23 protein-coding genes are annotated in these 26473 nt (G+C 63.5%); 11 read left to right on the top strand and 12 right to left on the bottom strand.

What is annotated here, in order from left to right:
• Positions 1 to 70: 70 nt before the first annotated feature.
• The 8 genes from F3H41_RS03215 to F3H41_RS03180 all read right to left on the bottom strand — a co-directional run bounded on the left by F3H41_RS03215 (position 71) and on the right by F3H41_RS03180 (position 9553).
• The gene (locus tag F3H41_RS03215; RefSeq protein ID WP_149737109.1) at positions 71 to 1936 is read right to left on the bottom strand and encodes a PAS domain S-box protein; all 1866 of its coding nucleotides are present in this window, start codon (positions 1934 to 1936) and stop codon (positions 71 to 73) included.
• 161 nt (positions 1937 to 2097) lie between these two features.
• Positions 2098 to 2499 carry a Fe-S cluster assembly scaffold SufA gene (gene sufA, locus F3H41_RS03210; protein ID WP_149737108.1) on the bottom strand — a complete coding sequence of 134 codons (402 nt, stop codon included), beginning with the start codon at positions 2497 to 2499 and terminating at the stop codon, positions 2098 to 2100.
• Positions 2500 to 2643: 144 nt separating this feature from the next.
• A complete protein-coding gene (locus F3H41_RS03205) occupies positions 2644 to 3024 on the bottom strand; it encodes an SUF system Fe-S cluster assembly protein (protein ID WP_149737107.1) in 381 nt (126 codons plus the stop codon).
• Positions 3025 to 3034: 10 nt separating this feature from the next.
• Complete coding sequence (locus tag F3H41_RS03200; protein WP_149737106.1) at positions 3035 to 4282, bottom strand: cysteine desulfurase; 1248 nt, start codon at positions 4280 to 4282, stop codon at positions 3035 to 3037.
• 115 nt (positions 4283 to 4397) lie between these two features.
• Positions 4398 to 5675 (bottom strand): Fe-S cluster assembly protein SufD, encoded by a 1278-nt coding sequence (gene sufD / locus F3H41_RS03195; protein ID WP_149737105.1) that lies wholly within the window; start codon positions 5673 to 5675, stop codon positions 4398 to 4400.
• A gap of 23 nt (positions 5676 to 5698) precedes the next feature.
• Complete coding sequence (gene sufC / locus F3H41_RS03190; RefSeq protein WP_149737104.1) at positions 5699 to 6454, bottom strand: Fe-S cluster assembly ATPase SufC; 756 nt, start codon at positions 6452 to 6454, stop codon at positions 5699 to 5701.
• 320 nt (positions 6455 to 6774) lie between these two features.
• A complete protein-coding gene (gene sufB, locus F3H41_RS03185; protein WP_149737103.1) occupies positions 6775 to 8244 on the bottom strand; it encodes a Fe-S cluster assembly protein SufB in 1470 nt (489 codons plus the stop codon).
• 145 nt (positions 8245 to 8389) lie between these two features.
• Entirely contained in the window at positions 8390 to 9553 is a 1164-nt protein-coding gene (locus tag F3H41_RS03180) for a cysteine desulfurase family protein (protein WP_149737102.1), read from the bottom strand.
• A 234-nt stretch (positions 9554 to 9787) separates the two neighbouring features.
• Between F3H41_RS03180 and F3H41_RS03175 the strand changes: the two genes are divergently transcribed.
• Positions 9788 to 10465, top strand: a complete 678-nt coding sequence (locus F3H41_RS03175) for an alpha/beta hydrolase (protein ID WP_149737101.1) — start codon at positions 9788 to 9790, stop codon at positions 10463 to 10465.
• 34 nt (positions 10466 to 10499) lie between these two features.
• Positions 10500 to 11357 carry a DUF1989 domain-containing protein gene (locus F3H41_RS03170; protein WP_149737100.1) on the top strand — a complete coding sequence of 286 codons (858 nt, stop codon included), beginning with the start codon at positions 10500 to 10502 and terminating at the stop codon, positions 11355 to 11357.
• On the opposite strand, the gene F3H41_RS03165 is transcribed toward F3H41_RS03170, so the two are convergent.
• On the bottom strand, positions 11358 to 12488 hold the full coding sequence (locus F3H41_RS03165) for an anhydro-N-acetylmuramic acid kinase (RefSeq protein ID WP_149737099.1): 1131 nt from the start codon (positions 12486 to 12488) through the stop codon (positions 11358 to 11360).
• A 107-nt stretch (positions 12489 to 12595) separates the two neighbouring features.
• Between F3H41_RS03165 and tyrS the strand changes: the two genes are divergently transcribed.
• Positions 12596 to 13852 (top strand): tyrosine--tRNA ligase, encoded by a 1257-nt coding sequence (gene tyrS, locus F3H41_RS03160; protein ID WP_149737098.1) that lies wholly within the window; start codon positions 12596 to 12598, stop codon positions 13850 to 13852.
• 69 nt (positions 13853 to 13921) lie between these two features.
• Here the strand turns inward: tyrS and F3H41_RS03155 are convergent, their stop codons facing one another.
• Positions 13922 to 17335, bottom strand: a complete 3414-nt coding sequence (locus F3H41_RS03155) for a DUF3971 domain-containing protein (RefSeq protein WP_149737097.1) — start codon at positions 17333 to 17335, stop codon at positions 13922 to 13924.
• Between the two features lie 248 nt (positions 17336 to 17583).
• Here F3H41_RS03155 and bcp point away from each other — a divergent pair, with 248 nt between their 5' ends.
• The 5 genes from bcp to F3H41_RS03130 all read left to right on the top strand — a co-directional run bounded on the left by bcp (position 17584) and on the right by F3H41_RS03130 (position 22652).
• On the top strand, positions 17584 to 18054 hold the full coding sequence (bcp, locus tag F3H41_RS03150) for a thioredoxin-dependent thiol peroxidase (protein WP_149737096.1): 471 nt from the start codon (positions 17584 to 17586) through the stop codon (positions 18052 to 18054).
• Positions 18055 to 18074: 20 nt separating this feature from the next.
• Positions 18075 to 18896: a ferritin-like domain-containing protein gene (locus F3H41_RS03145; protein ID WP_149738193.1), complete on the top strand. Its 822-nt coding sequence runs from the start codon at positions 18075 to 18077 to the stop codon at positions 18894 to 18896.
• A 114-nt stretch (positions 18897 to 19010) separates the two neighbouring features.
• Positions 19011 to 20399 carry a M23 family metallopeptidase gene (locus tag F3H41_RS03140; RefSeq protein WP_244616061.1) on the top strand — a complete coding sequence of 463 codons (1389 nt, stop codon included), beginning with the start codon at positions 19011 to 19013 and terminating at the stop codon, positions 20397 to 20399.
• Positions 20400 to 20681: 282 nt separating this feature from the next.
• A complete protein-coding gene (locus F3H41_RS03135; protein WP_149737095.1) occupies positions 20682 to 22214 on the top strand; it encodes a DEAD/DEAH box helicase in 1533 nt (510 codons plus the stop codon).
• A gap of 30 nt (positions 22215 to 22244) precedes the next feature.
• A complete protein-coding gene (locus F3H41_RS03130; protein WP_149738191.1) occupies positions 22245 to 22652 on the top strand; it encodes an NUDIX domain-containing protein in 408 nt (135 codons plus the stop codon).
• Here F3H41_RS03130 and F3H41_RS03125 read toward each other — a convergent pair.
• Positions 22614 to 22988 carry a TfoX/Sxy family protein gene (locus F3H41_RS03125; RefSeq protein WP_149737094.1) on the bottom strand — a complete coding sequence of 125 codons (375 nt, stop codon included), beginning with the start codon at positions 22986 to 22988 and terminating at the stop codon, positions 22614 to 22616. The genes F3H41_RS03130 and F3H41_RS03125 overlap by 39 nt on opposite strands.
• 143 nt (positions 22989 to 23131) lie before the next feature.
• Positions 23132 to 23626, bottom strand: coding sequence for a flavin reductase (locus tag F3H41_RS03120; RefSeq protein WP_244616117.1), 495 nt, complete (start codon positions 23624 to 23626; stop codon positions 23132 to 23134).
• A 276-nt stretch (positions 23627 to 23902) separates the two neighbouring features.
• Here F3H41_RS03120 and F3H41_RS03115 point away from each other — a divergent pair, with 276 nt between their 5' ends.
• The 3 genes from F3H41_RS03115 to F3H41_RS03105 all read left to right on the top strand — a co-directional run bounded on the left by F3H41_RS03115 (position 23903) and on the right by F3H41_RS03105 (position 26413).
• Positions 23903 to 24916 (top strand): ABC transporter substrate-binding protein, encoded by a 1014-nt coding sequence (locus F3H41_RS03115; RefSeq protein ID WP_149737093.1) that lies wholly within the window; start codon positions 23903 to 23905, stop codon positions 24914 to 24916.
• Positions 24917 to 24989: 73 nt separating this feature from the next.
• Entirely contained in the window at positions 24990 to 25661 is a 672-nt protein-coding gene (gene rpe / locus F3H41_RS03110) for a ribulose-phosphate 3-epimerase (RefSeq protein WP_149737092.1), read from the top strand.
• A 77-nt stretch (positions 25662 to 25738) separates the two neighbouring features.
• Entirely contained in the window at positions 25739 to 26413 is a 675-nt protein-coding gene (locus tag F3H41_RS03105; protein WP_244616060.1) for a DUF2259 domain-containing protein, read from the top strand.
• Positions 26414 to 26473 lie beyond the last annotated feature (60 nt).

Raw genomic sequence — 26473 nt, 5'->3', positions numbered from 1 at the left:
CCCATGATCAGGCATGGGCTTGGTCACTACCGAGACAGTGTCCGGCGATCTCGTCCCCGCCGGATACGCTTCAGTTACAGGACCCCACATCGAACGGATCGGCTGCCGGCGGGTCGACTTGCGCGACCTCCGGAGGCAGGGTCACGATGAAGCGGGCGCCGTCCCGGTAGGCTGGGTCGAGGCGGATCTTGCCGCCATGGCTCTCGACGATCCGCTTGGCGATCGCCAGCCCGACCCCGGTGCCCTTGTAGACGCTCTCGTCGCGGTGGAGGCGGTGAAAGAGGTCGAAAATGCGCGCTTCCTGGGCCGGGTCGATGCCGATCCCCTCGTCTTCCACGATCATCGAGACGTAGAGCGGATGATTGGCGCCGTAGACGCGAACCACCGGCTCTCGGTCCGGCTGGTGGTACTTCAGCGCATTGGCGATGAGATTCTGTGCCAGCCGCTTCAGGAGCTCCGGATCGCCGCTCACATGCGGCAGCCGTCCGATCTCGATGCGCGCCGCCGTCTCGGAAACGGTTGTCTCCATCAGCGCGATCGCATCGCGCACGACCGCACTCAGATCCACGCAATGGGTCTTGGTGATGCGGTGCGCGATCTGGGCATATTCGAGGAGGTTCTGGATAAGCCTCTGCATACGCTCGGTGCTCTGGCGGATATTGCCGGCATAGAAGCCCAGCGTGTCCAGCCGGCCCGCCTCCAGATCTTCGCTCATCATCTCCGAGAAGCTCGCGACATGGCGCAGTGGCGCCTTGAGGTCGTGGGCAACGGTGGCGGCAAACAGGCTGAGGGCCTCGTTGCGGCGCTTGTGTTCGGTCACATCGCGTCCAACCGCCACGAACTCGGTGGCGACGCTGTGGTCGAAGACGCCAACCAGCGTCCATTCGATCGAGCAGGTCGATCCGTCAGCGAAATGATGCACCGTCTCGCGCGTCGAGCGCGGCGTCTCGGGGGTGATCGCCTGAAGCGCCACGATCATCGGCTCATGCGCCTCGGTCGGCACATGGTGCAGCACGTCGCGGCCGATGAGGTCATTCGGTTGAAGGCCGAAGAATTGCGCATAACCCTGATTGGCGAACAGCACTGTCCGATCGCTTGAGAAGCGGCACACCAGCTCCGGAAGGTTCTGCAGCAGCGTCAGATATTCGCGCTCGCGCCGCTCGACCGCCGTCAGCGCCTGCTGCACTTCGGTCACATCGACACGCAGCGCCACGGTACTGCCGTCTGGCAGGCGTCTGTCCTCGCAGCGCCACAGGCGACCGTCGGCGTAGCGGAGAATCCGATGCGGGGTGTCGATCGCACGCAGAACCGCAAGCCGCTCATCCGTCCAGGAGCGGCGGTCGGCGTCGGTCTCGAAACTGCCGAAGGCGCCCATCTTCAAGGCGAGGTCCATGATCTCCTGCGCGGCCATACCCGCCTTCAGGACCACCCCCCCGAAGAGGCTCTCGTAGGCCGCATTGAACACGACCAGCCGTTCGTCCTTGTCAAAGATCGCAAATCCCTGGTCGATCACGCCGAGGGCAGTGTTCAAAAAACGCTCCGCCGTCAGCTGTCGCTCTTCGAGCACCCTCATCGCGGTCACGTCGGTGATCACGCCGATGAAGCCGCGCGTCTCGCCATCGTTGGCGTCGATCAGCGTGGTGCGCATTTCGCCCTGGAAGATCTCTCCGTCACGGCGTTGAAAGCGGAACAGCGAATCGATCGAGCGATCCGTGATCGCCCGCTCCTGGCGCTTGGTCAGGCAGATTCGGTACTCGTCGTCGGATGAAAAAAGCAGCCGCACGGGCTGCCGCAAGATATCCTCGAGAGCATACCCAAACATCCGCAAGGCAGCCGGGTTCGCTGCCTCGATCCGCTTGTCAGGGCTGGCAAAGAAAACCGCGCTCGGGAAGTCCGTGAAAAGGGCTTCGACGACATGCTGTTGTTGAAAGGGCATCCCAGACACCACGTTGGTACGGGCATCTCGTATAGCGGGATACGCGGCGTTTGGAAACGCAACTCTCTAAACAACAGGCGCGTTTTGGCGAGCCTGTCAATTTCATGGACATGGCAATCCTCAATTCTGAGGATACGGGCGTGCTGAAATCGACCGGTGTCTCAGCGGACCTGCCCGTTCGGCACGACCGGATTGCCCGCAGCGGCGAGCGCCGCGAGGTCGGCAGGCTTCAGTTCGACGGATTCTCCACAGCCGCAGGCCGATGTCTGATTGGGATTGCGGAAGGTGAAGCCGGAGCGCAGCGTCGTCACCTCGAAATCCATTTCCGTGCCGAGGAGATAGAGAACGGCCTCGGGCGCAACCCAGACCTTGGCGCCGTCCCGCTCGATGAGATCGCCCTTGACGGTCTCCTCTGTCACGAGATCGACGGCATATTCCATGCCTGCACATCCGCCCTTCTTGATGCTGACGCGGATGCCGCGCGCGTCGCCGCCGGCGTTTTCCACAATGTCGCGCACGCGGCTGGCTGCCGCTTCCGTCAGGCTCATCACTGCAAAGGCCATCTGCCTCGTCTCCTTCGCCGGCCGGGTTCAAGGCCCGGCGGTTCCGTTCGTGTGTCCCGCAACCGGACCGGCTGCGACGCACTCGTCATCACCAAGGTAAGCGCGGATGGTTAACGCTTCAATGGCGCTGTCATGCAAGAGCGCTCAATACCAGCCGACGGCAACCTGGGCTTCCTCGGACATGCGGTCCGGGGTCCACGGCGGATCGAAAGTCATGGCAACCTCGACGCCGGAGACGCCCTCGACGGCGCCAACGGCATTTTCGACCCAGCCCGGCATCTCGCCGGCCACCGGGCAGCCCGGCGCGGTCAGCGTCATGTCGATCTTCACGAGACGATCGTCCTCGATGTCGATCTTGTAGATCAAACCGAGTTCAAAAATATCGGCGGGAATTTCCGGGTCGTAGACCGTCTTCAGCGCGGCGATGATGTCGTCGGACAGGCGGGCCAACTCATCGGCCGGGATCGCAGAATGGACGATCCCGTCGCGCACGTCGATCTTCTCTTCGGGTGTATCAAGGCTCATCAAGCAGTCCTCAGGCAAAGAAGCGGCGGGCATGTTCCAGCGCGGCCACCAGACTATCGACTTCGGCGCGGGTATTATAGAGGCCAAAACTCGCGCGGCATGTGGAGGTAACGCCGAAGCGTTTCAAGAGCGGCTGGGCGCAGTGGGTGCCGGCCCTGACCGCAATGCCGGCCCGATCGATCACCATTGAGACGTCATGGGCGTGGACGCCCTCGACCTCGAAGGAGAAGATCGAGCCCTTCTCCGGAGCCGTTCCGAAAACGCGCAGCGCATTGACGCCAGCCAGTTGTTCGGCGGCGTAACGGGCCAGATCCGCCTCGTGGGCGGCAATTGCAGCGCGGCCGATGCCGTCCATATAGTCCAGCGCATAACCGAGCCCGATCGCCTGCACGATGGGCGGCGTGCCGGCCTCGAAACGGTGCGGCGGGTCGTTATAGGTCACGCCGTCTTCGGAAACATCAACGATCATCTCGCCGCCGCCCATGAAGGGCCGCATCTCCTTCAAGCGATCCATCTTTCCGTAGAGGACGCCGATGCCGGAGGGGCCGTAGAGCTTGTGGCCGGTCATGACATACCAGTCGCAGTCGATGTCCTTGACGTCCACAGGCAGGTGCACCGCCCCCTGGGAACCGTCGACCAGCACCGGAATGCCGCGCTCGCGGGCGATGCGGCAGATCTCCTTGACCGGAACGATCGTGCCGAGTGCATTCGACATATGGGTGATGGCGATCAGCTTGGTCTTGTCGCTCAGGCATTTGACGAAGTCGTCGACGTGAAAGGCACCCTGATCGTCCACCGGCGCCCAGACGATCCTGGCGCCCTGCCGCTCGCGGATGAAATGCCAGGGCACGATGTTGGAGTGATGCTCCATGATCGAGATGACGATCTCGTCGTCGGGGCCGAGCTTCGGCATGCCGTAGCCGTAGGCGACCGTATTGATCGCCTCGGTCGAGGATTTGGTGAAGATGATCTCGTCCACCGAGCCGGCATTCAGGAAGCGTCGCACTTTCTCGCGGGCGGCCTCATAGGCGTCGGTCGCAGCGTTCGACAGGAAGTGCAGGCCGCGATGCACATTGGCATATTCGTTCGAATAGGCATTCGCCACCGCATCGATCACCACCTGCGGCTTCTGCGCCGAGGCGCCATTGTCGAGGTAGACGAGCGGTTTGCCGTAGACGCTGCGCGACAGGATCGGAAAATCCTTGCGGATCGCCTCGACATCGTAGGCTTGGGGCGGTGCGGGATGGATACCGGTCATTGCGGGATCACCTTGGCCGGAGCCGGCGGCACGGCAGGTGCCTGCGCCTGGCTCGTTCAGTCACGAGACCGGCCCATTCAGCGAGCCGGTCTTCTTATTCGCGTGCTTGCGCCTGTCAGATCGAATGCTTGTCGAGCCAGGCTTCGATGACGCTCTCCAGAGCCTCGACCAGCGGCTCGTCGTCGAGTTCCTCAACGATCTCTGCCACAAAAGCCTTGATCAGCAGGGCGCGAGCCTTGGGGGCCGGGATGCCGCGGGCCTGCAGATAGTAGAACTGCGTTGGGTCGATATCGGCGACCGTGGCGCCATGGCCGCACTGCACATCGTCGGCGAAGATCTCAAGCTCCGGCTTGGCCGACAAATCGGCGTCGTCCGAAAGCAGCAACGTGTTGCACGCCATCTTCGCATCGGTCTTCTGGGCATCCGGCGCGACCCGGATCTGCCCCTGGAAGACACCGCGGGCGCGATCGAACAGAACGTTGCGGATAATCTCCGTCGAGGTGGTGTTCGGCACGTCATGGCCCATGGTGAAGGTCACGTCCGTGTGCGTCTCACCGCCCATCAGATTGACGGCGCGCAGCGTCAGGTTGGAGCCCTCGCCCGTCACCACGCCGTGGATCTCCTGGCGCACCAGCTTGCCGCCGGCATTGATGACGAAGAGCGTCAGCTTGGCCTCTTGGCCGATCGTGAAGCGGATCTGGCCGAGGTGGCTGTCGGTCTCGCCCTGCTGCTGTACGATGACATACGTGACATCGGCGCCCTTGCCGACCGTCAGGTCCGTGACGGCCGTCACGAGGCTCGGCGCATCATCGGTCGAGATGTGGCGTTCGATCAGGGTTGCAGTGACGCCTTCTTCGACAGTAACCGGCAGGCGCACATGGCTCTGGCCGCGCGACTGCGCCACCTGGATCTCGATTGGGCTCGAGAGGTCGGCGTCACTGCCGACCGTGATCGCCAGACCGTCCTTCACGAAAGCGCCGTTCAGACGCCCGATCGCATCATCCGCGCCGCGCTCGGCGAGGTCGGCTGCGCTGGTCCCCGCCGTCAGGGCGGCGCCGTAGGAGGCAACGGAAACGCCCTTGGGCGCGCCCTTCGTGCTGGCCTTGCCGTCGAGAATGGAGAGCACATGGGCACCCTCCACCAGCGGAGCCACCACTTTCGCCGAAGCCGCTGGATCGGCCGCGGGAACGGAACGCAGCAGAGCCCGCAGGTCCGTGTAATGCCACGCCTCGACGCGGCGGGTCGGCAGACCCTCGACGCGCACGGCATGCAGCAGACGATCGCGAGCGGAAATGACGGCGGCATCGCCAGGCAGTTCGCCGGCAGCAGCATCAAAAGCGTTGAGCAGTGCCTGTTCGGCGACTGTCAGCGTGATGGGAGCGTGAACATTCATCGGCTCTATCCTTCCTCGGCCGCTCAGGCAGCCGCACCGATGACGTCGGCATAGCCATTGGCTTCGAGCTCGTGCGCGAGCGTCTTGTCGCCGGACTTGATGACCTGGCCCTTGTAGAGAACGTGGACCGTGTCCGGCACGATGTAGTCCAGCAGGCGCTGATAGTGGGTGATGACGATCGTGGCGCGATCGGGCGAGCGCAGTGCGTTGACGCCGTCGGCGACGATCTTCAGCGCGTCGATATCGAGGCCGGAATCGGTCTCGTCGAGCACGCACAACTTCGGCTCGAGCAGGGCCATCTGGAGGATTTCGGCCCGCTTCTTCTCGCCGCCGGAGAAACCGACGTTCAGCGGACGCTTCAGCATGGCCGGATCGATCTGCAGCTTGCCGGCGGCGTCCTTGACGCGGCGCATGAAGTCCGGCGTCGTCAGTTCGTCCTCGCCGCGCGCCTTGCGCTGCTCGTTCATCGCCACCTTCAGGAACTGCATGGTGGCAACGCCCGGAATTTCGACCGGATACTGGAAAGCGAGGAAGATGCCCTTGGCGGCGCGCTCGGCCGGGTCAAGCTCCAGAATGCTCTCGCCATTGTAGAGAATGTCGCCATCGGTGACTTCATAGTCCTCGCGGCCCGACAGGATGTAGGACAGCGTCGACTTGCCAGAGCCGTTCGGCCCCATGATGGCCGCGACTTCGCCGGCCTTCACGGTGAGGTTCAGGCCGCGGATGATCTCCGTCTCGGTGTCGGCGATCTTGGCGTGGAGGTTCTTGATTTCGAGCATAGTGGAGTTCCTGCGTTCTTCGGGCGCGCCGCGCCGCTTCTTTCAGAAGCCGAGGAAGAAGTGGACCACGGGCAGCATAGCGGCGGACGCTCCGCCTAGTCCGAGACCAACGGCCGTTCGAACGATCACGTTCCGGCAATTGGGCGCGTATGCTGCCAGTCCACCGCAAACCACGGCGTAATACGTCAGATTGACCGGGTCCATGTCTGCACCTCCGCTTAAAGCCGCATCTCATCCTTATAACGGAGGACGCGGGCATTTTCATCGAAGGCCGATACCGGCCGAAAGCGGCGTGATCGCCGCTTCCTGTTGTCAACCGATCAGCCGACCGACCCTTCCAGCGAAATCCCGATCAGCTTCTGCGCTTCGACCGCAAATTCCATCGGCAGTTCCTGGATGACTTCCTTGACGAAGCCGTTGACGATCAGGGCGATGGCCGCTTCTTCCGGAATGCCGCGCTGGAGGCAGTAGAAGAGCTGGTCTTCCGAGATCTTCGAGGTGGTGGCCTCATGTTCGAACTGGCAGGTGGAGTTCTTGGCCTCAATGTAGGGCACCGTGTGGGCGCCGCACTTGTCGCCGATCAGCAGCGAGTCGCACTGGGTGAAGTTGCGGGCATTCGTCGCCTTGCGGTGAGCCGAGACCTGGCCGCGATAGGTGTTGGACGAGAAGCCCGCCGAGATACCCTTGGAAATGATGCGGCTCGACGTGTTCTTGCCGAGATGGATCATCTTGGTGCCCGAGTCGATCTGCTGATAGCCGTTCGACACGGCGATCGAGTAGAACTCGCCGCGGCTGTCGTCGCCGCGCAGGATGCAGCTCGGATATTTCCACGTGATGGCCGAACCGGTCTCGACCTGCGTCCAGGAGATCTTGGAGCGGTCCCCACGGCAATCGCCGCGCTTGGTGACGAAGTTGTAGATGCCGCCCTTGCCTTCCTTGTCGCCCGGATACCAGTTCTGGACGGTGGAATACTTGATCTCGGCATCGTCGAGCGCAACAAGCTCGACCACGGCGGCATGCAGCTGGTTTTCATCACGCTGCGGCGCGGTGCAGCCTTCGAGGTAGGAGACGTAGGCGCCCTCTTCCGCGATGATCAGCGTGCGCTCGAACTGGCCAGTATTCTTCTCGTTGATGCGGAAGTAGGTCGACAGTTCCATCGGGCAGCGAACGCCCTTGGGAACGTAGACGAAGGAGCCGTCGGTGAAGACGGCGCAGTTCAGCGTCGCATAATAATTGTCCGTCGGCGGAACGACCGAGCCGAGATACTTCTTCACCAGTTCGGGATGCTCGCGGATCGCCTCGGAGATCGACATGAAGATCACGCCGGCCTTCTTCAGCTCTTCCTTGAAGGTGGTGACGACCGAGACGCTGTCGAAGACGGCATCGACGGCGATCTTCGAGGTCTTCACGCCGGCGAGAATCTCCTGCTCGCGGAGCGGAATGCCGAGCTTCTCATAGGTGCGCAACAGTTCGGGATCGACGTCGTCGATCGACATCGGGCCGTTCTGGTTCTTCGGCGCGGCGTAATAGTAGAGATCGTTGAAGTCGATCTTGGGGTAATCGACGCGCGCCCAGACCGGCTCTTCCATCGTCAGCCAGCGGCGATAGGCGTCGAGGCGCCATTCGAGCATCCAGTCCGGCTCCTGCTTCTTGGCAGAAATGAAGCGGATGATCTCTTCAGACAGGCCCTTGGGCGCCTTGTCCATTTCGATCGTGGTCTCGAAACCGTATTTATACTGGTCCACGTCAATGAGGCGAACCTGGTCGATCGTTTCCTGCACAGCAGGCATGTCGGTCTCCAATCTTGCCGGAGAAAAGGTCCGGCAGCTTGTCGTTCGATACGTCTTGAAGGCGTACCGCTCATGTAGTGGCTAAAAGGCTGGATTCACCCCTTTTGCCAAGCGGAAAATTGCATTTCCGCAGGTTCTTTGCCGCTTACGCGGCATGAGCCTTCCGGCGCCGCGCCGCGATCCGCTCGAAAACGCCAAGAAATCGCTCAGCATCCGCGTCCGACGTGGTCGGGCCGATCGACAGGCGCAGCGCGCCCCGTTTGGCATTCTGGCCCATGGCGACGAGCACATGGCTTTCGCCCACCTTGCCGGAGGAGCAGGCCGAACCGGCCGACAGCGCGACGCCTTCGAGGTCGAAGGCGATCTGTCCTGTTTCCGCCGGCAGGCCGGGCAGCGTGAAGAAACTTGTGTTGGGCAAGCGCGGACCATCCACCCCATAGAAGATGACATCGGGGGCGATGCGACGCATGCCCGTTTCAATCTCATCGCGCCGCCTGGCAATGGCGACGTTGCGCTCCGCCAGTTCCTCAGCGGCGACCCGCGCTGCCGCGCCGAAGCCGGCGATCGCCGCGACGTTTTCCGTGCCTGAGCGGTGCCCCTTCTCCTGCCCACCGCCCGCAATCAACGGCGTCGGCATCATCACCTCGCCGGCCGAGACCAGCGCACCGGCGCCCTTCGGGCCGCCGATCTTGTGGGAGGAGAGGATGAGGAAATCGCAACCGATGGCTTCAAACGAGAGCGGCAGGCGTCCGGCGCCCTGCACAGCGTCAACGACGAAAACGCCGCCCGCCCGGCGGACGATCTCGCCGACCTCGGCGACCGGCTGGACGATGCCCGTCTCATTGTTGGCGAGCATGACGGCCACCATCGGCAGGCCGGAGGCGGCATCATGGGCCGCAAGCAGTGCCTCGAGCGCCTCAAGATCAACCATTCCGGACGCTGTGACCTTGATTTCCGTTATGCGATCGGCAGGGAACCTGCCGCCACTGCGCAAGGCCGGGTGTTCGATGGCGGAGACGTAGAGATGGCCGATCGCAAGCGGCGCACGCCCCATGCGCATGCTCGGGGTCAGCACCAGGCTGGCGGCCTCCGTAGCGCCGCTGGTGAAGATGACATGGGCGGGCTTGGTTGCCACCAGAGCCGCCACGTCGCGCCGCGCTGCCTCGATCACGGCACGGGCGGCCCTGCCCTCGCGATGGACGGAAGACGCATTGCCCGGCAGCGCCAGCGCCGACAGAACGGCATCGCGCGCGGCCGGATCGAGCGGCGCGGTGGCGTTCCAGTCCATGTAAAGTCGCGTATCCGTCATTGGCCCAATCGACGCCATGCCCAAGCCTTGCCCAGGACCCTTCGTCATTTTCCTTGAAATTCTGATGGCGCTTGCCGTAAGACACCACACTCACAACCGAGACCTTCGACGCGTCAGCGCCCGATCCAGTTTTGAATAATTCTAAACTGAGTTTTAGGTAACCTGACTCAATTCGTCAAGACTTGTCCTGCGGCCGGGAACGCTTAAATCCGGTCGAAAACGCCCGGAGACCCCATGCCCGAAATTATCTTCAACGGACCTGCAGGCCGCCTTGAGGGGCGCTATCAGCCGTCGAAGCAGAAGAGCGCGCCGATCGCGATCATTCTGCATCCGCACCCGCAGTTCGGCGGGACGATGAACAACCAGATCGTCTACCAGCTCTTCTACATGTTCCAGAAGCGAGGCTTTACGACGCTGCGCTTCAATTTCCGGGGCATCGGCCGCAGCCAGGGCGAATTCGACCACGGCGCGGGCGAACTTTCGGATGCGGCTTCGGCGCTCGATTGGGTGCAGAGCCTGCACCCCGATTCGAAAAGCTGCTGGGTAGCGGGCTATTCCTTCGGCGCCTGGATCGGCATGCAGCTTCTGATGCGCCGTCCGGAGATCGAAGGCTTCATGTCGATCGCACCCCAGCCGAACACCTATGACTTCTCCTTCCTCGCCCCCTGTCCGTCGTCGGGCCTCATCGTCTCGGGCGAAACGGACAAGGTCGCGCCGGAAAAGGATATTCTCGGTCTCGTCGAAAAGCTGAAAGCGCAGAAGGGTATCCTCATCACTCACAAATCGGTGCCGGCTGCCAACCACTTCTTCAACGGTCAGGTCGAGACGCTGATGGCAGAGTGCGAGGACTATCTCGACCGTCGCCTTTCCGGGGAACTCGTTCCCGAGCCCGCCGCCAAGCGGATCCGCTGAGCGACATTTTTCCCTCTCGAAGTGAGACGCTGCCATGACCGATCGTTCCGCCGTTCCCGTCCCGACCGATGCGGCGGCGCGGCGGGCCGTCGCGCCCGTGGTCTGCTATCCCGTCTCCACCCTTCCACCGGCGCCGATGGCGATGCTGTCGGCGGCGCGCGAGACGATCGAGAAGATCGACGCCGTCGTGGTGCCGCCCCGCGAAGGGCGGACCTTCCGTGTGCCGCGGGGACACTTCTTCCGCATCGTCAGCATCGAAGGGCCGCAGGTCGGCGACCTCAACCTATGGAACGCCAACGATCTCAAGGAGCGGTTCTTTTCCGGCAAAACGCGGGCGCTGCATGCCACCCATGTGACGACCGGCGATCGGCTCTGGAGCAACCTGCCGCACCTCAGGCCCATGGCGACGATCACCCATGACACGCTTGGCTGGTACGGCTTCGATGAGCATGGCGGCGGCGTGCATGATGTGATCGGCACGCGCTGCGATCCCTATACGCACAAGCTCTTGAGCGGTGGCGACGACTACCACCATTGCTGCCACAACAATCTGACACGGGCTCTGGCCGGCGAAACGGGCCTTTCGATCCGCGACGCCGAGCCGCATGTGCATGACGTGCTGAACGTCTTCATGTGCACCGGCTTCACCCGCGATACGCAGCAGTACTTTATGAAAGCAAGCCCGGTGCGGCCGGGCGATTTCCTGGAGTTCTTCGCCGAGATCGATCTCATCGGTGCGCTGTCGGCCTGCCCCGGAGGCGATTGCGGCACGGTGCATTCCAGCGACGAGGCGCGGTGCCATCCGCTGCTCGTCGAGATCTACCGGCCCGATCCGGCAAGCCTTGCGGACTGGACGCCGCCGGCACTCAACGCCTACGATTTCAAGGCCTGATCAGAAACGTTCTGCCGGTCGCGCCAGCACGCCACCCGTCATCGGGGCGGCCACGCCCGTCGTGCCTGGATAGGTGAGTGCAAGCCCCTTCATCGAACGAACCGCGAGATAGGCCCAGGCTTCCGCCTCCATGGCCGCGCCGTCAAAACCGGCCGAGGTTGCCGTCATGACGGTCGCTTCCGTCGCCAGAGCCGCAAGTTCGGCCATGATCACGGGATTGCGCGCGCCGCCGCCGGAAACGATCCAGCTTTTCGGCGTCTGCGGCAGGCGGCGGGCGGAGGCAAGCACGGCGGCAGCCGTAACATAGGCGAGCGTGCGGGCGCCGTCTTCCACACCGATCTCTCCCCTGGCGGGAGGACGGAAGTCACCGCGATCCAGCGACAGAAGCCGGTTCGACGTGAAGAAGGGGTGGCCGAGATAGCGGGCTGCGAGTTTCGCATCCACCTTCCCCGCCGCCGCCATCTGGCCGTCACGATCGATGGGCGGGCGCTCGTGCAGCGCCATCCACTGGTCGATCAGCATGTTGCCAGGTCCGCTGTCGAAGGCGACGAGCGCACCATCCGTGCCGATGAAGGTGAGATTGGAGATACCGCCAATATTGAGGAAAGCGACCGGGCGCGGCACATCCTGAGCAAGGGTTGCGGCGAGCGCGGCATGATAGGCGGGAATGAGCGGCGCGCCCTGCCCGCCTGCGGCGATGTCGGCGGCGCGCATGTCGTAGACCGTGGCGATGCCGGTCTCATGGGCAAGAAGGGCGCCATCACCGATCTGCACGGTCAATTGCTCCAGCGGGCGATGCAGCACGGTTTGGCCATGGAAGCCGACGACATCGACGTTGCCGGGCGAAAGGCCGAATGCGGAAAGCGAATCGCGCACGGCGACGGCATGGAGCAGCGTCAGGTCGCGTTCGAGCGCGGGAAGGTCTCCGGGGCGTTGGCTGCGTTCACGGATGGACAGCGCATCCTTGAGCCCAGCCTCAAGACGGCGGCGAAAGCCGTCCGTGTAAGGCGTTTCATGGAAGCCGAGACGTTCCACATGGCCCTCGCCGTCCGTCACGATCAGCGCCGCATCGATACCGTCCATCGAAGTGCCGCTCATCAGCCCGAGCGCTGTGAACCGTCCGTCCGTCATGCGTGAGTTTCCCGATCCGGACATGGCATCCCGCCTGCCCTTTGCCTGCCTTCCGAAACAGTGCTAAAGCGCCGGGCGTCGAACCGCAACGTCCGAAAGTCTCATCCATGTCCGCATTCAAGTCCGAATTCCTGCACACGCTCAGCGAGCGCGGCTTCATTCATCAGATCTCAGATGAAGCCGGCCTCGATAACCTGTTCGCAAAGGAAAGCGTGACGGCCTATATCGGTTTCGACCCGACGGCGCCGAGCCTGCATGCCGGTGGCCTCATCCAGATCATGATGCTGCACTGGATGCAGAAAACCGGCCACCAGCCGATCTCGCTGATGGGCGGCGGCACCGGTATGGTGGGCGATCCCTCCTTCAAGGACGAAGCGCGCCAGTTGATGACGGTCGATACGATCGAGGGCAACATCGCCTCCATCAAGCGCGTCTTTTCGAACTACCTCAACTATGAGGCCGGCCCGAAGGGCGGCGCGCTGATGATCAACAATGCCGACTGGCTGCGCGGTCTCAACTACCTCGAATTCCTGCGCGATGTCGGCCGTCACTTCTCGGTCAACCGCATGCTCTCCTTCGACAGCGTGAAGACGCGGCTTGACCGCGAGCAGTCGCTCTCCTTCCTCGAATTCAACTACATGATCCTGCAGGCCTACGATTTCGTGGAGCTCTACCAGCGCACCGGCTGCCGGCTGCAGATGGGCGGCTCTGACCAGTGGGGCAATATCATCAACGGCATCGACCTCGGCCACCGCATGGGCACGCCGCAGCTCTATGCGCTGACCTCCCCGCTGCTGACGACGTCGTCCGGCGCCAAGATGGGCAAGTCGGTCAACGGCGCCGTCTGGCTGAACCCGGAAATGCTCTCGGCCTATGACTTCTGGCAGTACTGGCGCAACACGGAAGATGCCGACGTCTCCCGCTTCCTGAAGCTCTACACGACGCTGCCGATGGACGAGATCGCCCGCCTTTCGGCGCTGGGCGGCTCCGAGATCAACGACGTAAAGAAGATCCTCGCCACCGAAATCACCGCCATGCTGCACGGCCGGGAGGCCGCCGATCAGGCGGCGGAAACGGCGCGCAAGACCTTCGAGGAGGGGGCACTTTCCGACAATCTGCCGTCGATCGAGGTGCCGACGGCGGAGCTGGAGGCCGGCGTTGGCCTCTTGTCGCTGATCGTGCGCGCCGGTCTTGCCGCCTCCAACGGCGAGGCCCGCCGTCATGTGCAGGGCGGCGCCGTGCGTATCAATGACGAAAGCGTTTCCGACGAGCGTGCGCTGATCGGCTCCGGCCATGTTACGGCCGATGGCGTCATCAAGCTGTCGCTGGGCAAGAAGAAGCACATTCTGGTGCGTCCCGCCTGAGCATAGATGCCCTACGCCGATACGCTGCTTGAAGGGGTCGGGCCTAGCCCGGCCCCTTTTGCGTTCCGTCTACTGGAATTCAAAGATCGAGCGGAATACGCCGGGCGCGATGATCGAGAGCGGATTGATGGTCAGGCGCGGCTTGTCGAAGGGCCCTTCCAGCTTGAAGGTGATGCCGAGCAGGCCGCGATCCCGGCCGTTGCCGAGGAGCACGCCGATCAGCGGCAATTCGCCGAAGAGACGGTTCAGCCCGTAGGCCGGCATGAAGGTGCCGGTCATGTCCATGTTGGCGCGCTTGTCGCGCACCGTGCCCTGGAAGGTCGCGCCGACATCGACGCCCCGCACGACACCTGATGCGACCCGCAGCGCGCCCTGATCGTAGAGAAGCTCCGCATAGCCACGCTCGAACCTGGCGGTGCTGAGATCGATGTCGCGCTTGACGGCCTGGTTTAGGCTGCGGCCGTCGGCGCCGGAGGGCGTCGAGACCATGGAGCGCAGCTTGTTCTCATCCACCAGCGCAAATTTCCTGATGTCGATGGCGCCGCGCCAGGAGTTGGCGCCGCGATCGCGCAGCTTGAGGTTCAGCAGACCGCCGCGCATGTTGCTGTAGATGTCGGCAAAGCGGGCGACGGCCCCCGCATCGCCGCTGGTCATCTCGATGATGGAGTCACCGCCGTCCTCGACGAGATTGGCAGCCAGTCCCTGCCTGCTTCCCGTTCCGGCCGTCAGCTTGAGCGCCGTGATCTCGCTGCCCTTGGCACGATAGGTCAGGTTGACGCCGGTCAGGCTCTCGCCATTGAAACCACCGAGACGGTCGAGACGCGCGGCGAGCGAGATCGAGGGTGGGTTGGCCACCTTGCCGCTCGGGTCGTCACTGGATGAATCGGAGGATTTCAAGCGCGCCAGAAGCGGGCGGATATCGGCCGAGGCACCGGATATTTCGACGCCATAACCGCCGGGACGGCGTTCGACATCGGCCGAAAAATCATCCCCGACCGTCAGACGCACATTGGAAAAGCGGGCGGTCTGGAGGCCGGACTTGTCGACCGTCATGGCCCCATTGAACCCAAAACCGTCGCCCTCGAAGACGAGGTCGCGAAGGTTCGTCGCACTGCCCTCGCCCTTCTGCGCAACGAAGCTCAGCCTTGCGCCGATGCCGACACCTTTGCGCCAGCCAATGAAGGGAAGCGTCAGGCCGGCGCGGCCAAGATCGGCGGAAACCGTCTGGACGTCCTTGTCGTCCAGCACGACCTCGATCCCGATCTTGCCGTCCACCACGTCCTTGAGCGCCGGCACAAGACGGTGAAGATCATCGCCGGACAGGGTGCCGGATGCGGTGCGGCTGCGCTTGATATCACTCTTGTCGCCAATGGGTTCGACAACAGCAAGGGTCAGCGGCACACCGTCGACATTGGCGTCGGCGTCGAGCGTGAGGATCTGATTGTCGATCCGCAAGCGCCCGTCGAGATCGGTAAAATTGCGTCCTGCCAAGGGCTTGGCGAGGTCAACGCCGGAGAGTGTCATCTCGGTCTGCCAGACGGGCCTCGGCGGATTTTGCGAGGAGATAAGACCGAAGCGTGCCCCCACCACGGCCTGCACGCGGCCGGCAAAGTCAGCGGGAACGAAAGGCGTCTTCTGAAGCGCCTGAATGGGCCTGTAGGTACCGAGTTCGGCCATGGCATCAGCGGCGCCCTCGACGGAGATCTTCATCTCACCCATCAGCGGCTTTTCGGAGGTATCCGGAATGATGAAATCGCCGCCCGTCAGGGCGACTGTCCGGCCGGACGGGAAGAAGGTCGTCCCGGATTTTGCCTTGATCTCCATGCGCGTGTTCGACAGGTGGAAGTCGCCGGTCATGTCGCGCAGGGGAGGAATGTCGCCGGCGACGCTGACGCGCGCGCCCTCCATGGCAAAGGCGATATCGAGATTGGAGTGCGGCGCCTGCTTCTGCCCGACCTTTTCGATCGGCTCGCCGGCCGGCACATAGACGGAGATGCGGCCATTGCGAACCGTGCCGCCGAAGATGTTGGCCGCCACCCAGCGGCGGCTGGTCTTGCCCATCCACCAGGGCCAGAGCTGTTTGACGGCAGCGGTATCCATCCGCTCCGTCAGCGCCGCCAAGGACAATTCCGGCGAAACATTCGAAAAACTCAGCGCCAGCGACCCGAACATGGCGCCGAGCGGCGAGGAAATGGCAAGATCGTTGAATTCGAGGCGATGCGCATCGGAAAGGAACCTTCCCTCCGCCTTAGCGTCGAAGACCAGCGGCGGTTCGGCCACATCCAGCGGCTGGCTGACGCCACCCTGGACGAGGAGGCTGATGGCAAAGCCGGGCGGCGCCCCGCTATCGCGCTGATCGAGATCGATGATGGCGCCGCTCAGGGGAAAGCGCGACTGGCCGAGGCGGAGTTCCGACGGCGTGATCTCCAGCGAGCGTTTGTCGAAATCATAGGCCATGGAGAGCCGCGACGGTTTTGCTTCGGAAAATGTCCCGCCGGCCTCGAAGCGGCCGTCATGGATGTCGAGATCGGCCGCAAGCGAGGCCGGTTGCGTTGCCGTCGCCTTGCGGGCCTCGATCTTAAGATCCGCAGGCGCGTCCAGCCCGAAGGCCGTCTCGACCTCATCAGCCGCGCGGTGCAGGAAGGGCGTCAAGGTGATGCCTGAGACCTTTCCGCTCAAGACCTGCATGGCGCCATCGTGGCGCTCCACATTCACTGCCAGCGTCGCCGGCGCGCCATCGACCGAAAAGTCACCCGCGATGCGCATCGAGCCATCTTCGCCACGATCGAAGTCGAGCGTTCCGATCGTCAGCGCGATCGGCTTGCGGCGCGGCCCTGCAAAGGTGAAGGACACGTCCGACACTCGAACCACATGCGTGCCAGAACGCGACACGAACTCCGACAGCAGGTCTACCTGCCGAAAGGTCTCATCCAGCACATCCGGGATCGCGGCGATCCTTGCCTTCGCGAGGTCGATCGGCTCGCCGCGCGGAAGCAGTTCGGGCGACAGCGACAGGCCGGCAACCTCGATTCGAGAAACGGATACATGCCCCTGCAACAGCGAGACCGGATCGAGCGATAGGGACACCGACGCCGTCTCCAGCATCTTGCGGGCGGAATTCGGTTCCGTCACCGAGACGTCGCGCGCCTCGAGCGCCAGTTGGCCGCTGGCGGTCATGCGCAGGACGGTGCTGCCGACGTCCGCCGTCACGTTCCGGCCGATCGCCTTCTCCAGCGCTGATTCGGCACGGGCATTCAGCGGCGCATCGAATGCACCGGCCTCGATGAGGCCAACAAGGCCAGCCATGCCAGCGACGAACAAGGCGACCATCCAGAGGCTCGCCTTGACGAGGCGGCGCAGGATGCGCGGCGGTGGCGGGCAATGGACAAGGATAGGATCCTCGGCCTGTGCCGATGGCAAGGCTTCAAGAGCGACAATATCCTGCTTGCGAAAAGCGACCTTTTCGCCGCGTCCAGCTCCCATGCGCCTGGGCTTCCTCACTTCTTTGCCCCGTGTTTTGGCCTGATCCGGCAATGCGGGCAATCCGTAATATCTACGCCGGACCAAAAATGCAGCCCGCAATCCGGCTTGACGCTCGCCCTCCGGCACACGACAAAGATGACCCGAACGGCTGTCCGCACACACGATCTACCGAACACGGCCGCGCGCGGTGTGACGCCATGCCATGGCCGGTCCCTCCCATTGAAATCAGACCAAAGAAAGGTAACGTCATGACCGAACTGTCGATCGGCCAACCCGCCCCCGACTTCTCGCTGCCCCGTGACGGTGGGACGAGCGTGTCGCTCGCCGACTTTGCCGGAAAGCGGCTCGTTCTCTATTTTTACCCGAAGGACGACACCTCCGGCTGCACTGTGGAGGCCAAAGCTTTCTCCGAGCATGCGCAGGCCTTCGACGCGGCCGGCGCCGCCGTTCTGGGCGTGTCGCCCGACCCGGTCAAAAGCCACGACAAGTTTGTGAAGAAGCACGCACTGACCATCCCGCTCGCCGCCGACGAGGATCAGGCGGTCTGCAACGCCTATGGCGTGTGGGTGGAAAAGAGCATGTACGGCAAGAAGTACATGGGCGTCGAGCGCACGACCTTCCTGATCGGTCCCGATGGCCGCATCGAGAAGATCTGGCCGAAGGTGAAGGTCCCCGGTCACGTCGAAGAGGTGCTGGCCGCCGTCAAGGCCGGTGCCTGAGGCAAGAAACGGTGAGCGAACTGCGACATGACATCGAAAGCCTGCGCGGCGGCGCCGTGCGGGCCATCCGATCCGCCGATCTCGACGAGAAGACGGAGATCGCACAGGCGACGGCCAAGCTCTGGCAGGCCCGGCGCCTGTCGCTGCGCTCACCGCGCGACCTTGCCGTTCCGGATCGCCCCGGCCGGCCCGACAAGCCGTTGCTGACGCCGCCGACCCAGGTGAAGAAGCGCTCGCTGCACACGCTGCACGGCCGCATCGCCCTCCTCCATGCCCTCGCCCATATCGAGCTCAACGCCGTTGACCTTGCCCTCGACATCGTGGCGCGATTTGCGAGCGAGCGGGTGCCGCACTCCTTTTTCGACGGTTGGATGCAGGTCGCCTTCGAGGAGGCCAAGCATTTCCGTATGGTGCGCGACCGGCTGCAGACGCTGGGCTCAGACTATGGCGCCCTGCCGGCCCATGACGGGTTGTGGCAGGCCGCTCACGATACGCGCAACGACCTGACGGCGCGGCTCGCAGTGGTGCCGCTCATTCTCGAAGCCCGCGGGCTTGACGTCACGCCGTCGCTGCAGGTGGGGCTGCGAGCCGTCGGCGATACCGAAAGCGCCGATGTTCTCAAGGTCATCTACGAGGACGAGAAGGGCCACGTCGCCGTCGGCGCGAAATGGTTCCGCTTTCTCTGCGCACGGGAGCGGAAGGATCCGGCCGCCACGTTCCAGGCGCTGGTGCGGGCCAATTTCCGTGGGCCGCTGAAAGCGCCCTTCAATGATGTCGCACGGGCCGAAGCGGGCCTGACCCCGGCCTTCTACCGCTCCATGACAGCGTCAACCAACCACTGAAAGGCCTGAAAACCAAGGGCTTGCGCCGCCCGGAAAGACTTCGTTAACCTTAATGATATCTAATTTCTCCCGTCGCTGGAATCGCCAGGACGCGCCACCAAGCGGGAGAGACAGGTGTCCTCATCACGACCGGAAGCCCGGGTCTTCGGCAAGCGCACGAAGAAGCATGTGCTGATCCTCGCCAGCGGCGATACGGTTCGGCACATGACGATCCGCCCGTGGATGGCCGCACTTTCGGTGTCCCTCGTCGCGGCGCTTGCCGTCGGCTATCTCGGTGCAACCGCCTACCTGATGCTGCGAGACGACCTGATCGGCGGCACCATGGCGCGTCAGGCGCGCATGCAGCACGATTACGAAGACCGCATCGCGGCCTTGCGGGCACAGGTCGATCGCGTCACCAGCCGGCAACTGCTGGACCAGCAGGTCGTGGAGGAAAAGGTCGAAAAGCTTCTGCGCCAGCAGATGGCGCTCTCCTCCCGTCACGGCAAACTTGGGGAACTTATGGACAAGGCCGAGACGATCGGGCTCGATACCCGTGCGACGAGTGACGACGGCGCCACCGGGTCGCAACTCGAACCACAAGCCTATCAGTCTGAAAAACGCGCGGCGGTCCAGGGCGGAGCAGCCGCAATCGAAAACCTTCTGGCGGGGCGCGCCACGGCAGACGCCGGTGATGCGCCATCCCCCGCGTTCGAGACCACCACATTCCGCGCTGGCGTCATTGTCGGCGAAAGCGCCGCCGACCGGGCCGACCGGATGTTCTCGCGCGTCACGCTCTCGCTGAAGTCGATCGAGCGGCAACAGTTGGACAAGATCGCATCGCTCACCACCAATGCAGACAAGGCGGCAAGCGAGATCACCAGCATCCTGCGCCGCACCGGCGTTGATCTGCCGGCTCTGCGCACAGCCTCGCTTGATGCCCCAGGCGACGACAAAACGACGACGCTGGCCGCCGGCCAGGGCGATGCGGACGCGATCGGCGGCCCCTTTGTGGAACCTCAGCCTACCGATAATTTCAGCCGTTCGCTCGTGGCACTCGACACGGCCCTCACCCGGCTCGACACTGTACGTAACGAGGCGCGGCGCGTGCCGGTCAGCAATCCAGCACCAACAAGCGCCATCACCAGCCGCTTCGGCAACCGCGTCGATCCGTTTCTCGGCCGCCTCGCGCTGCACGCCGGTATTGATTTTCGCGCCAGCGTCGGGCAGTCCGTCAAGGTGACGGCCGCGGGCACGGTGATTTCAGCGGGGCGTGCGGGTGGCTATGGCAATATGGTCGAGGTTGATCACGGTAACGGCGTGACGACCCGCTATGCGCATCTTTCCGGCATCAACGTCGTCGTGGGCGACAAGGTCCGACTTGGCCAGACCATCGGCCGTGCCGGCAGCACGGGGCGGTCGACGGGCCCACACCTGCATTACGAAGTCCGGATCAACGGAGAGGCTGTCGATCCGATGCGGTTTCTCAACGCGGGAATCAAGCTCAGCCACTATATCGACTGACACGGCAAAACGGCTTGTGGCGCGGGGCGTCACGGACGTGCCGATCAGAGACACGCAATATTGCGCCAAAATCGACCCGGCCCGTCATCTTTCTTTCGCATTCGATGCGAAATTCGATCCGAAAGTTGCAGAACAGGCGAAAATTTACTGTTTGAACGGCGCAACCGGCCGGTTTTCTTGACTTCGCAAGCGCTTGGGCTTATGCAGCCCTCACCCGACGGGCTGCTGTTCCGCCGGCTAACCAGTGTTCGCTTTCGAACCGGAACGGAAACAGATTTCCCTTTGACCACATTCTCTGATCTTGGCCTGAGCCAAAAAGTCCTGTCTGCCGTCACCGACGCGGGTTATTCCATCCCCACGCCGATCCAGGCGGGCGCGATCCCGCCGGCGCTGCAGCGCCGTGACATTCTCGGCATTGCACAGACCGGCACGGGCAAGACGGCATCCTTCGTGCTGCCAATGCTGACGCTTCTGGAAAAGGGTCGGGCCCGGGCGCGCATGCCGCGCACGCTGATCCTCGAGCCGACGCGCGAGCTCGCCGCACAGGTCGCCGAGAACTTCGAGAAGTACGGCAAGAACCACAAGCTCAACATCGCCCTCCTGATCGGCGGCGTGTCGTTCGACGAGCAGGATCGCAAGCTGGAGCGCGGCGCGGACGTTCTGATCTGCACGCCCGGCCGCCTGCTCGACCACTGCGAGCGCGGCAAGCTTCTGATGACAGGTGTTGAAATCCTCGTCATCGACGAGGCCGACCGCATGCTCGACATGGGCTTCATTCCCGATATCGAGCGCATCGCCAAGCTCATCCCCTTCACGCGCCAGACGCTGTTCTTCTCGGCCACCATGCCGCCGGAAATCCAGAAGCTGGCCGATCGCTTCCTTCAGAATCCCGAGCGCGTCGAGGTTTCGGCTCGTTCCTCGACGGCCACCACCGTCACGCAGCGTTTCGTCGCCTGCAACGGCAAGGATTACGAGAAGCGTTCGGCGCTTCGCGACCTGATCCGCGCCCAGGAAGACCTGAAGAACGCCATCATTTTCTGCAATCGGAAGAAGGACGTCGCAGACCTTTTCCGGTCGCTCGACCGCCACGGTTTTTCCGTCGGCGCCCTGCATGGCGACATGGACCAGCGCTCGCGCATGACCATGCTTGCCAATTTCAAGGACAACCACATCAAGCTGCTGGTTGCCTCGGACGTTGCCGCACGCGGGCTTGATATTCCCGACGTCAGCCATGTCTTCAATTTCGACGTACCGATCCACGCCGAAGACTATGTGCACCGGATCGGTCGCACAGGTCGCGCCGGCCGGTCCGGTGCCGCCTTCACGCTGGTGACCAAGCGTGACACCAAATTCTCCGACGCCATCGAAAAGCTGATCAATCAGAAGATCGAATGGCTGGACGGCGATCTCTCCGCCCTGCCCGAATCGACGGAGCAGGAGGAGCGCGGTCGTCCGGACAAGGGTCGCGACCGCAACAAGCGGGGCGGCGGCCGTGGTCGGGAGAAAAGCGAGCGGGATCGCAGCGATCGCGCGCCGCGCCGGGCCTCGGCCGACGAGATCGTCGCCGATGTCGCGGAAGTCGCAGTGGAAACCGTTGAAGTCGAACAGAAGGCACCCTCCGTGGAAGCAGAACGCAAGGTCGATCCCCGCAACAACAATGCTCCTCGCTCCGGCCGCCGCGCGCCCCAGCCCGCCGCCAACGATGACAACAGGGATCGCCGCAACCGCTACCGTCGCGACCAGGATGACGGCCCGACGCCGGTTGGCTTCGGCGACGACATACCCGCATTCATGCTGATTGCCGGCAAGGCCTGAGCCAGTAGATTGATGACTGGTGAGAAGATCGTGCAGCGCCCGGGAAGCGATTTTCCGGGCGTTGGCGTTGGTATGGTCATCCAGCGGGATGATCGGATCCTGCTCTATCGTCGGATGCGCCCACCGGAAGCCGGCTACTGGAATATCGTCGGTGGCAAGGTGGACCTGATGGAAGCGGCGCGCGATGCCGCCATTCGGGAAGCCATGGAGGAAACCGGCCTTGTTATCGAGGACGCGGACTTTCTTGGCGTGACCGAGCAGATCATGACTGCCGACCGGCAGCACTGGGTGTCTCTTCTCTACGTCGCCACCCGATTTTCCGGCGATGCACGACTGACGGAGCCGGACAAGCTCTCCGATTTCGGCTGGTTTGCGCCCGACGTGCTGCCTGAACCGCTCTCAGCCTTTACCCGTGCCGCCCTTGCCCTTCTTCGCTGAAGGTTTGCGTGTCATCTTCGCCTCGTGTCGTTCGGCGGCGTCGCGGGCAAGCCTCACCCACTTCGCCATGTCATCCGGATCGTCATAGGCGCTCTCGGGCATCGACCAGTAGGGCATGTAGGTGAGCTTGCCGCTGCGCGACTGGTAGCCCCAGCGCTGTGCGCCGGCCGCCTCGAGGACGGGCGCCGTCTCGTCGTCGCCCTTCAAGAGAAGGCCACCTTCAAACTCCAGCGCAATGATCATCCCGCCGGAGTAGATGCCCTTGCCGCCAAACAGACGACGAATGGTAACGGCGCCGATGCTTTCGAACATCTCTTCAATGGCGGCATCGTCCATCTTGGTCTCCCTGGCCACGCCCGTCGGACACGCCTTCGCATTCCGCCTGCAACGTGACAGCGCCGCGCCCGTTCCGCCGACATAACGCGAAAGTGACGGGAACGAGCAGCGGCAGTCGCTCCCCTCTGCCGGCAGCCTTCGCGTCAGATCGTGTGATAAGCACGGTTCAGGTAGAGGAGCGCGGCATCCGCCGGCCCCAGACGCACCGACTCGACCGCGCCGATCAGGATGCGGTGCGTTCCGACAGTATCGGCCTGTATGATGCGGCAATCGAAGGCGGCCGGGGCATCTTCCAGAACCGGCGCGCCGGTGACCAGCGTCGTCCAGCGCCCGAGAGCGAAGCGATGTGCTGCTGAGAGGCCTTCCCGGCCGGAAAAGGCATCGGCGATCGGCTGCTGCGAAGCGCCAAGCACATGCAGCGCGAAGCAGCCCGTCCGTTGAAAAATCTCATTGTTGGGATTGGCCGCATTGAGGCACACCAGCACGGTGGGCGGATTGTCGGAGACCGAGCAGGCCGCCGTGATGGTGACGCCGCGCCGGGCCTCGCCTTCACCCGTCGTGACGAGTTGCACATGGCCTGCAAGCCGCGCCATGGCGTCGCGGTATGTCCGCGAATCGATGTGTGATTCTTCCAAAATGCCTTCTCCGGATCAGCTCCGGCCTTCTACGTGGCTTTCCTACATAACGGATGTACGCAAAAGGGAAAGGACGCACCCGCTCAGCCGGGATCTTTTCCTTTGACGCTTGGTGTCACATCATTAAAACAGGGCGCAAAGGCGCCTCGCCTCTCGCCTTGCCGGGGGGACATTCACCGGCGCGGCCGTTCACGGAGCACTGAGCTGAAATCGTTCCTGCCCATCGCGCTTGCGCTCGGCTTTCTCGCCGCTCTTTCGGCCCCGGCCACCGCTGCCGTTATGCGCGTGGCGGTCGTCGCGCCGCAATCGGGTCCGTTTCAGATTCTCGGCGACCAGATCCGGGCTGGCGCGACCTTCGCTGCCAAGCAGAAGGACGTCGAGATCGTGGAGATCGACGAACGCTGCGAAACCACCGGCGAGGCGACGGGCGACGGCGACACGCTGGCTAAAAGCCTCGCGGCCAGCGGTGCACAGGCGGCCGTGGGCTTTCTGTGTACAGAGGGGCTGGAAGCGAGCCTGCCGGTGCTGGCTGAAGCGGGAATCCCCGCCATCAGCGTCAGCGTCCGCTCGGATGTGCTGATGGCCGATGCCCTGAAGAAAGGGTGGCCCTTTTTCCGTCTGGTGCCGGGTCAGGGCGACGAGGCGATGGCTGTTGCCGGCTACGTTGCCCGCAACTGGAAGGACGTTCCTTTCGCGCTTCTCGACGACGGGACGATCCAGAGCCGCGAACTCACCGAAGCTGTGAGGACGATCCTCGCCGAAAAGGGCATGAGCGCCGTCTTCACCGACACGTTCCGCCCGGCCCAGGAGCAGCAGGTGGGCCTCGTTCGCCGGCTTGCGAAAAGCGGTGCGACACATGTCTTCACCAGCGGCGACCGCAACGACACCGCCATTCTGGCGCGTGACGCCGCCTCGGAGAAGATCGCCCTCACGATTGCCGGTGGCGATCAGCTGAACGGAGCCGACCAGACCGTGCCACTCGCCAACGGCGTCAAGGCGATCACGGTGCCGGACTATGCCGGCCTTGCGGCGGCCAGCGACCTCGTCAAGGGCATGCAGGCGGAAGGCATGGTGGCGGAAGGATACGTGCTTCCAGCCGCAGCGGCGGTCACCATCGCCGCGGATGCGCTGACGACGGCAGAGGATTCGGGCATTTCGCTTGCAGACGCGATCGCGAAGGGAAGCTTTTCGACCGCGATCGGTACGGTGAGTTTCACTGCGGCGCGCGACCTCGCACCCTCGCCCTATCGTCCCATGGTCTGGCAGGACGGACGTTTCGTGCCGGCACCGTGATCCGGGCGCGCCGCCATTGCGGTTGTTCGCGGCGGTGACGGATGGTATGGCGCAGGGAGAAGGAGAACCCGCCATGACCAATCCCGTCCGCATTGCACCGTCCGTCCTTGCCGCCGATTTTTCACGCCTCGGAGAGGAAGTTCGCGACGTCACAACCGCGGGCGCCGACTGGATCCACCTTGACGTCATGGACGGGCATTTCGTGCCCAACATCACCTTTGGCCCTGATGTCATCGCGTCGCTGCGTCGCCATACTACCGCGACCTTTGATTGCCATCTCATGATCGCGCCAGCCGATCCCTTCCTCGAAAGCTTCGCAAAGGCAGGTTGCGACGTGATCACCGTCCACGCGGAGGCAGGTCCGCACCTTCATCGCTCGCTTCAGCTGATCCGTTCGCTTGGTCGCAAGGCGGGCGTTTCGCTCAATCCGGGAACGCCGGAAAGCGCCATCGAGTATGTGCTCGATACCGTCGACTTGGTTCTGGTCATGACCGTCAATCCCGGTTTTGGCGGACAGAAATTCATCCCCGCGACGCTGGAAAAGATCCGACGCGTTCGCAACATGATTGGCGACCGGCCGATCGAGATCGAGATCGATGGCGGCGTGACTGCGGAAACGATCGGTCCGGCCCGGGAAGCCGGCGCCAATGTCTTCGTTGCCGGCTCGGCGATTTTCTCCGCCGGTTCACCGACCGGCTATGCCGAGCGCATTGCCGCGCTGCGCGCCGGCGCCGGCCAGCCATGACGATACGCTTTGGGATACCTCGCTCTTTGCTCGCCGCGCTGGCGCTCATGCTTCCCGTGCCGGCGACCGCATCCGACGTGTCACAGTTTTCTCCGATCGGCTTCTCCGAAGACGGAAGGATCTTTGCCTTCGAGGAATTCGGCGTCCAGGACGGGTCGGGCTTTGCCTACTCCTCCATTTTCGTCATTGATCTCGTGCGCGACGCCTTTCTCGACGGCAGCCCCGTCCGCGCTGTGCTTGACGATGAGCGTGCGCCGCTTGCACGGGCGCGGCGCGATGCGCGGCGTCTTGCCGCGCCACTTATCGACGCCTATCGCCTTCCGGATCGGCCCGGCTTTCTCGTTGCCTTCAATCCGGAAACCCAAGTCGATTTGCCCGCCGATACGCTTGCCTATCGCGCGCTTCCTGGCGCACCCGATTTCGTCAAGCCTTACCGGCTGAAGCTCGAGACGACGGACGTGCCGGCGACGGGAATCTGCAAGGACTTCGTCCCGACCCTCAAGGCATTTCGCCTGATGCTGACGGAGGCGGACGGCGAGCCCTCCAACCGCGTCCTGCACGACGATGCCGGCAATGTGCCGACCAGCCGCCGCTGTGTGACGGATTACCGGATCGGGGGCGCTATCACCTATATGCCGCTCGACATGAACGAGATGCATGTGGTGCTGATCCAGGTCCTGTCGCGCGGCTTCGAAGGGTCGACTGACGGCCGCTGGATCGTCGTTCCCCTGCCCGTCGGCCCGAAGAAATGAATGGCAGCGACACGCCTGTCGGCGCCGGCACAGCCGGAGCGCCTGCGTCGAGGCCTTCAG

Origin of the sequence: Rhizobium sp. RU20A, from assembly GCF_900155885.1 — a bacterium.
GTDB lineage: Bacteria > Pseudomonadota > Alphaproteobacteria > Rhizobiales > Rhizobiaceae > RU20A.
Note: the sequence above shows the minus strand (reverse complement) of the source record. Positions and strands in the feature narration are given on the sequence as shown.

What these genes read in the sequence shown, in the direction of transcription:
- F3H41_RS03215 (WP_149737109.1), bottom strand. Translation starts at nt 1,936, where the DNA reads ATGCCCTTTCAACAACAGCATGTCGTCGAAGCCCTTTTCACGGACTTC.
- rpe (WP_149737092.1), top strand. Translation starts at nt 24,990, where the DNA reads ATGACCAATCCCGTCCGCATTGCACCGTCCGTCCTTGCCGCCGATTTT.
- F3H41_RS03200 (WP_149737106.1), bottom strand. Translation starts at nt 4,282, where the DNA reads ATGACCGGTATCCATCCCGCACCGCCCCAAGCCTACGATGTCGAGGCG.
- F3H41_RS03205 (WP_149737107.1), bottom strand. Translation starts at nt 3,024, where the DNA reads ATGAGCCTTGATACACCCGAAGAGAAGATCGACGTGCGCGACGGGATC.
- tyrS (WP_149737098.1), top strand. Translation starts at nt 12,596, where the DNA reads ATGTCCGCATTCAAGTCCGAATTCCTGCACACGCTCAGCGAGCGCGGC.
- bcp (WP_149737096.1), top strand. Translation starts at nt 17,584, where the DNA reads ATGACCGAACTGTCGATCGGCCAACCCGCCCCCGACTTCTCGCTGCCC.
- sufA (WP_149737108.1), bottom strand. Translation starts at nt 2,499, where the DNA reads ATGGCCTTTGCAGTGATGAGCCTGACGGAAGCGGCAGCCAGCCGCGTG.
- F3H41_RS03155 (WP_149737097.1), bottom strand. Translation starts at nt 17,335, where the DNA reads ATGGGAGCTGGACGCGGCGAAAAGGTCGCTTTTCGCAAGCAGGATATT.
- F3H41_RS03165 (WP_149737099.1), bottom strand. Translation starts at nt 12,488, where the DNA reads ATGACGGACGGACGGTTCACAGCGCTCGGGCTGATGAGCGGCACTTCG.
- sufC (WP_149737104.1), bottom strand. Translation starts at nt 6,454, where the DNA reads ATGCTCGAAATCAAGAACCTCCACGCCAAGATCGCCGACACCGAGACG.
- F3H41_RS03125 (WP_149737094.1), bottom strand. Translation starts at nt 22,988, where the DNA reads ATGGACGATGCCGCCATTGAAGAGATGTTCGAAAGCATCGGCGCCGTT.
- F3H41_RS03115 (WP_149737093.1), top strand. Translation starts at nt 23,903, where the DNA reads ATGCGCGTGGCGGTCGTCGCGCCGCAATCGGGTCCGTTTCAGATTCTC.
- F3H41_RS03170 (WP_149737100.1), top strand. Translation starts at nt 10,500, where the DNA reads ATGACCGATCGTTCCGCCGTTCCCGTCCCGACCGATGCGGCGGCGCGG.
- F3H41_RS03175 (WP_149737101.1), top strand. Translation starts at nt 9,788, where the DNA reads ATGCCCGAAATTATCTTCAACGGACCTGCAGGCCGCCTTGAGGGGCGC.
- sufD (WP_149737105.1), bottom strand. Translation starts at nt 5,675, where the DNA reads ATGAATGTTCACGCTCCCATCACGCTGACAGTCGCCGAACAGGCACTG.
- sufB (WP_149737103.1), bottom strand. Translation starts at nt 8,244, where the DNA reads ATGCCTGCTGTGCAGGAAACGATCGACCAGGTTCGCCTCATTGACGTG.
- F3H41_RS03180 (WP_149737102.1), bottom strand. Translation starts at nt 9,553, where the DNA reads ATGACGGATACGCGACTTTACATGGACTGGAACGCCACCGCGCCGCTC.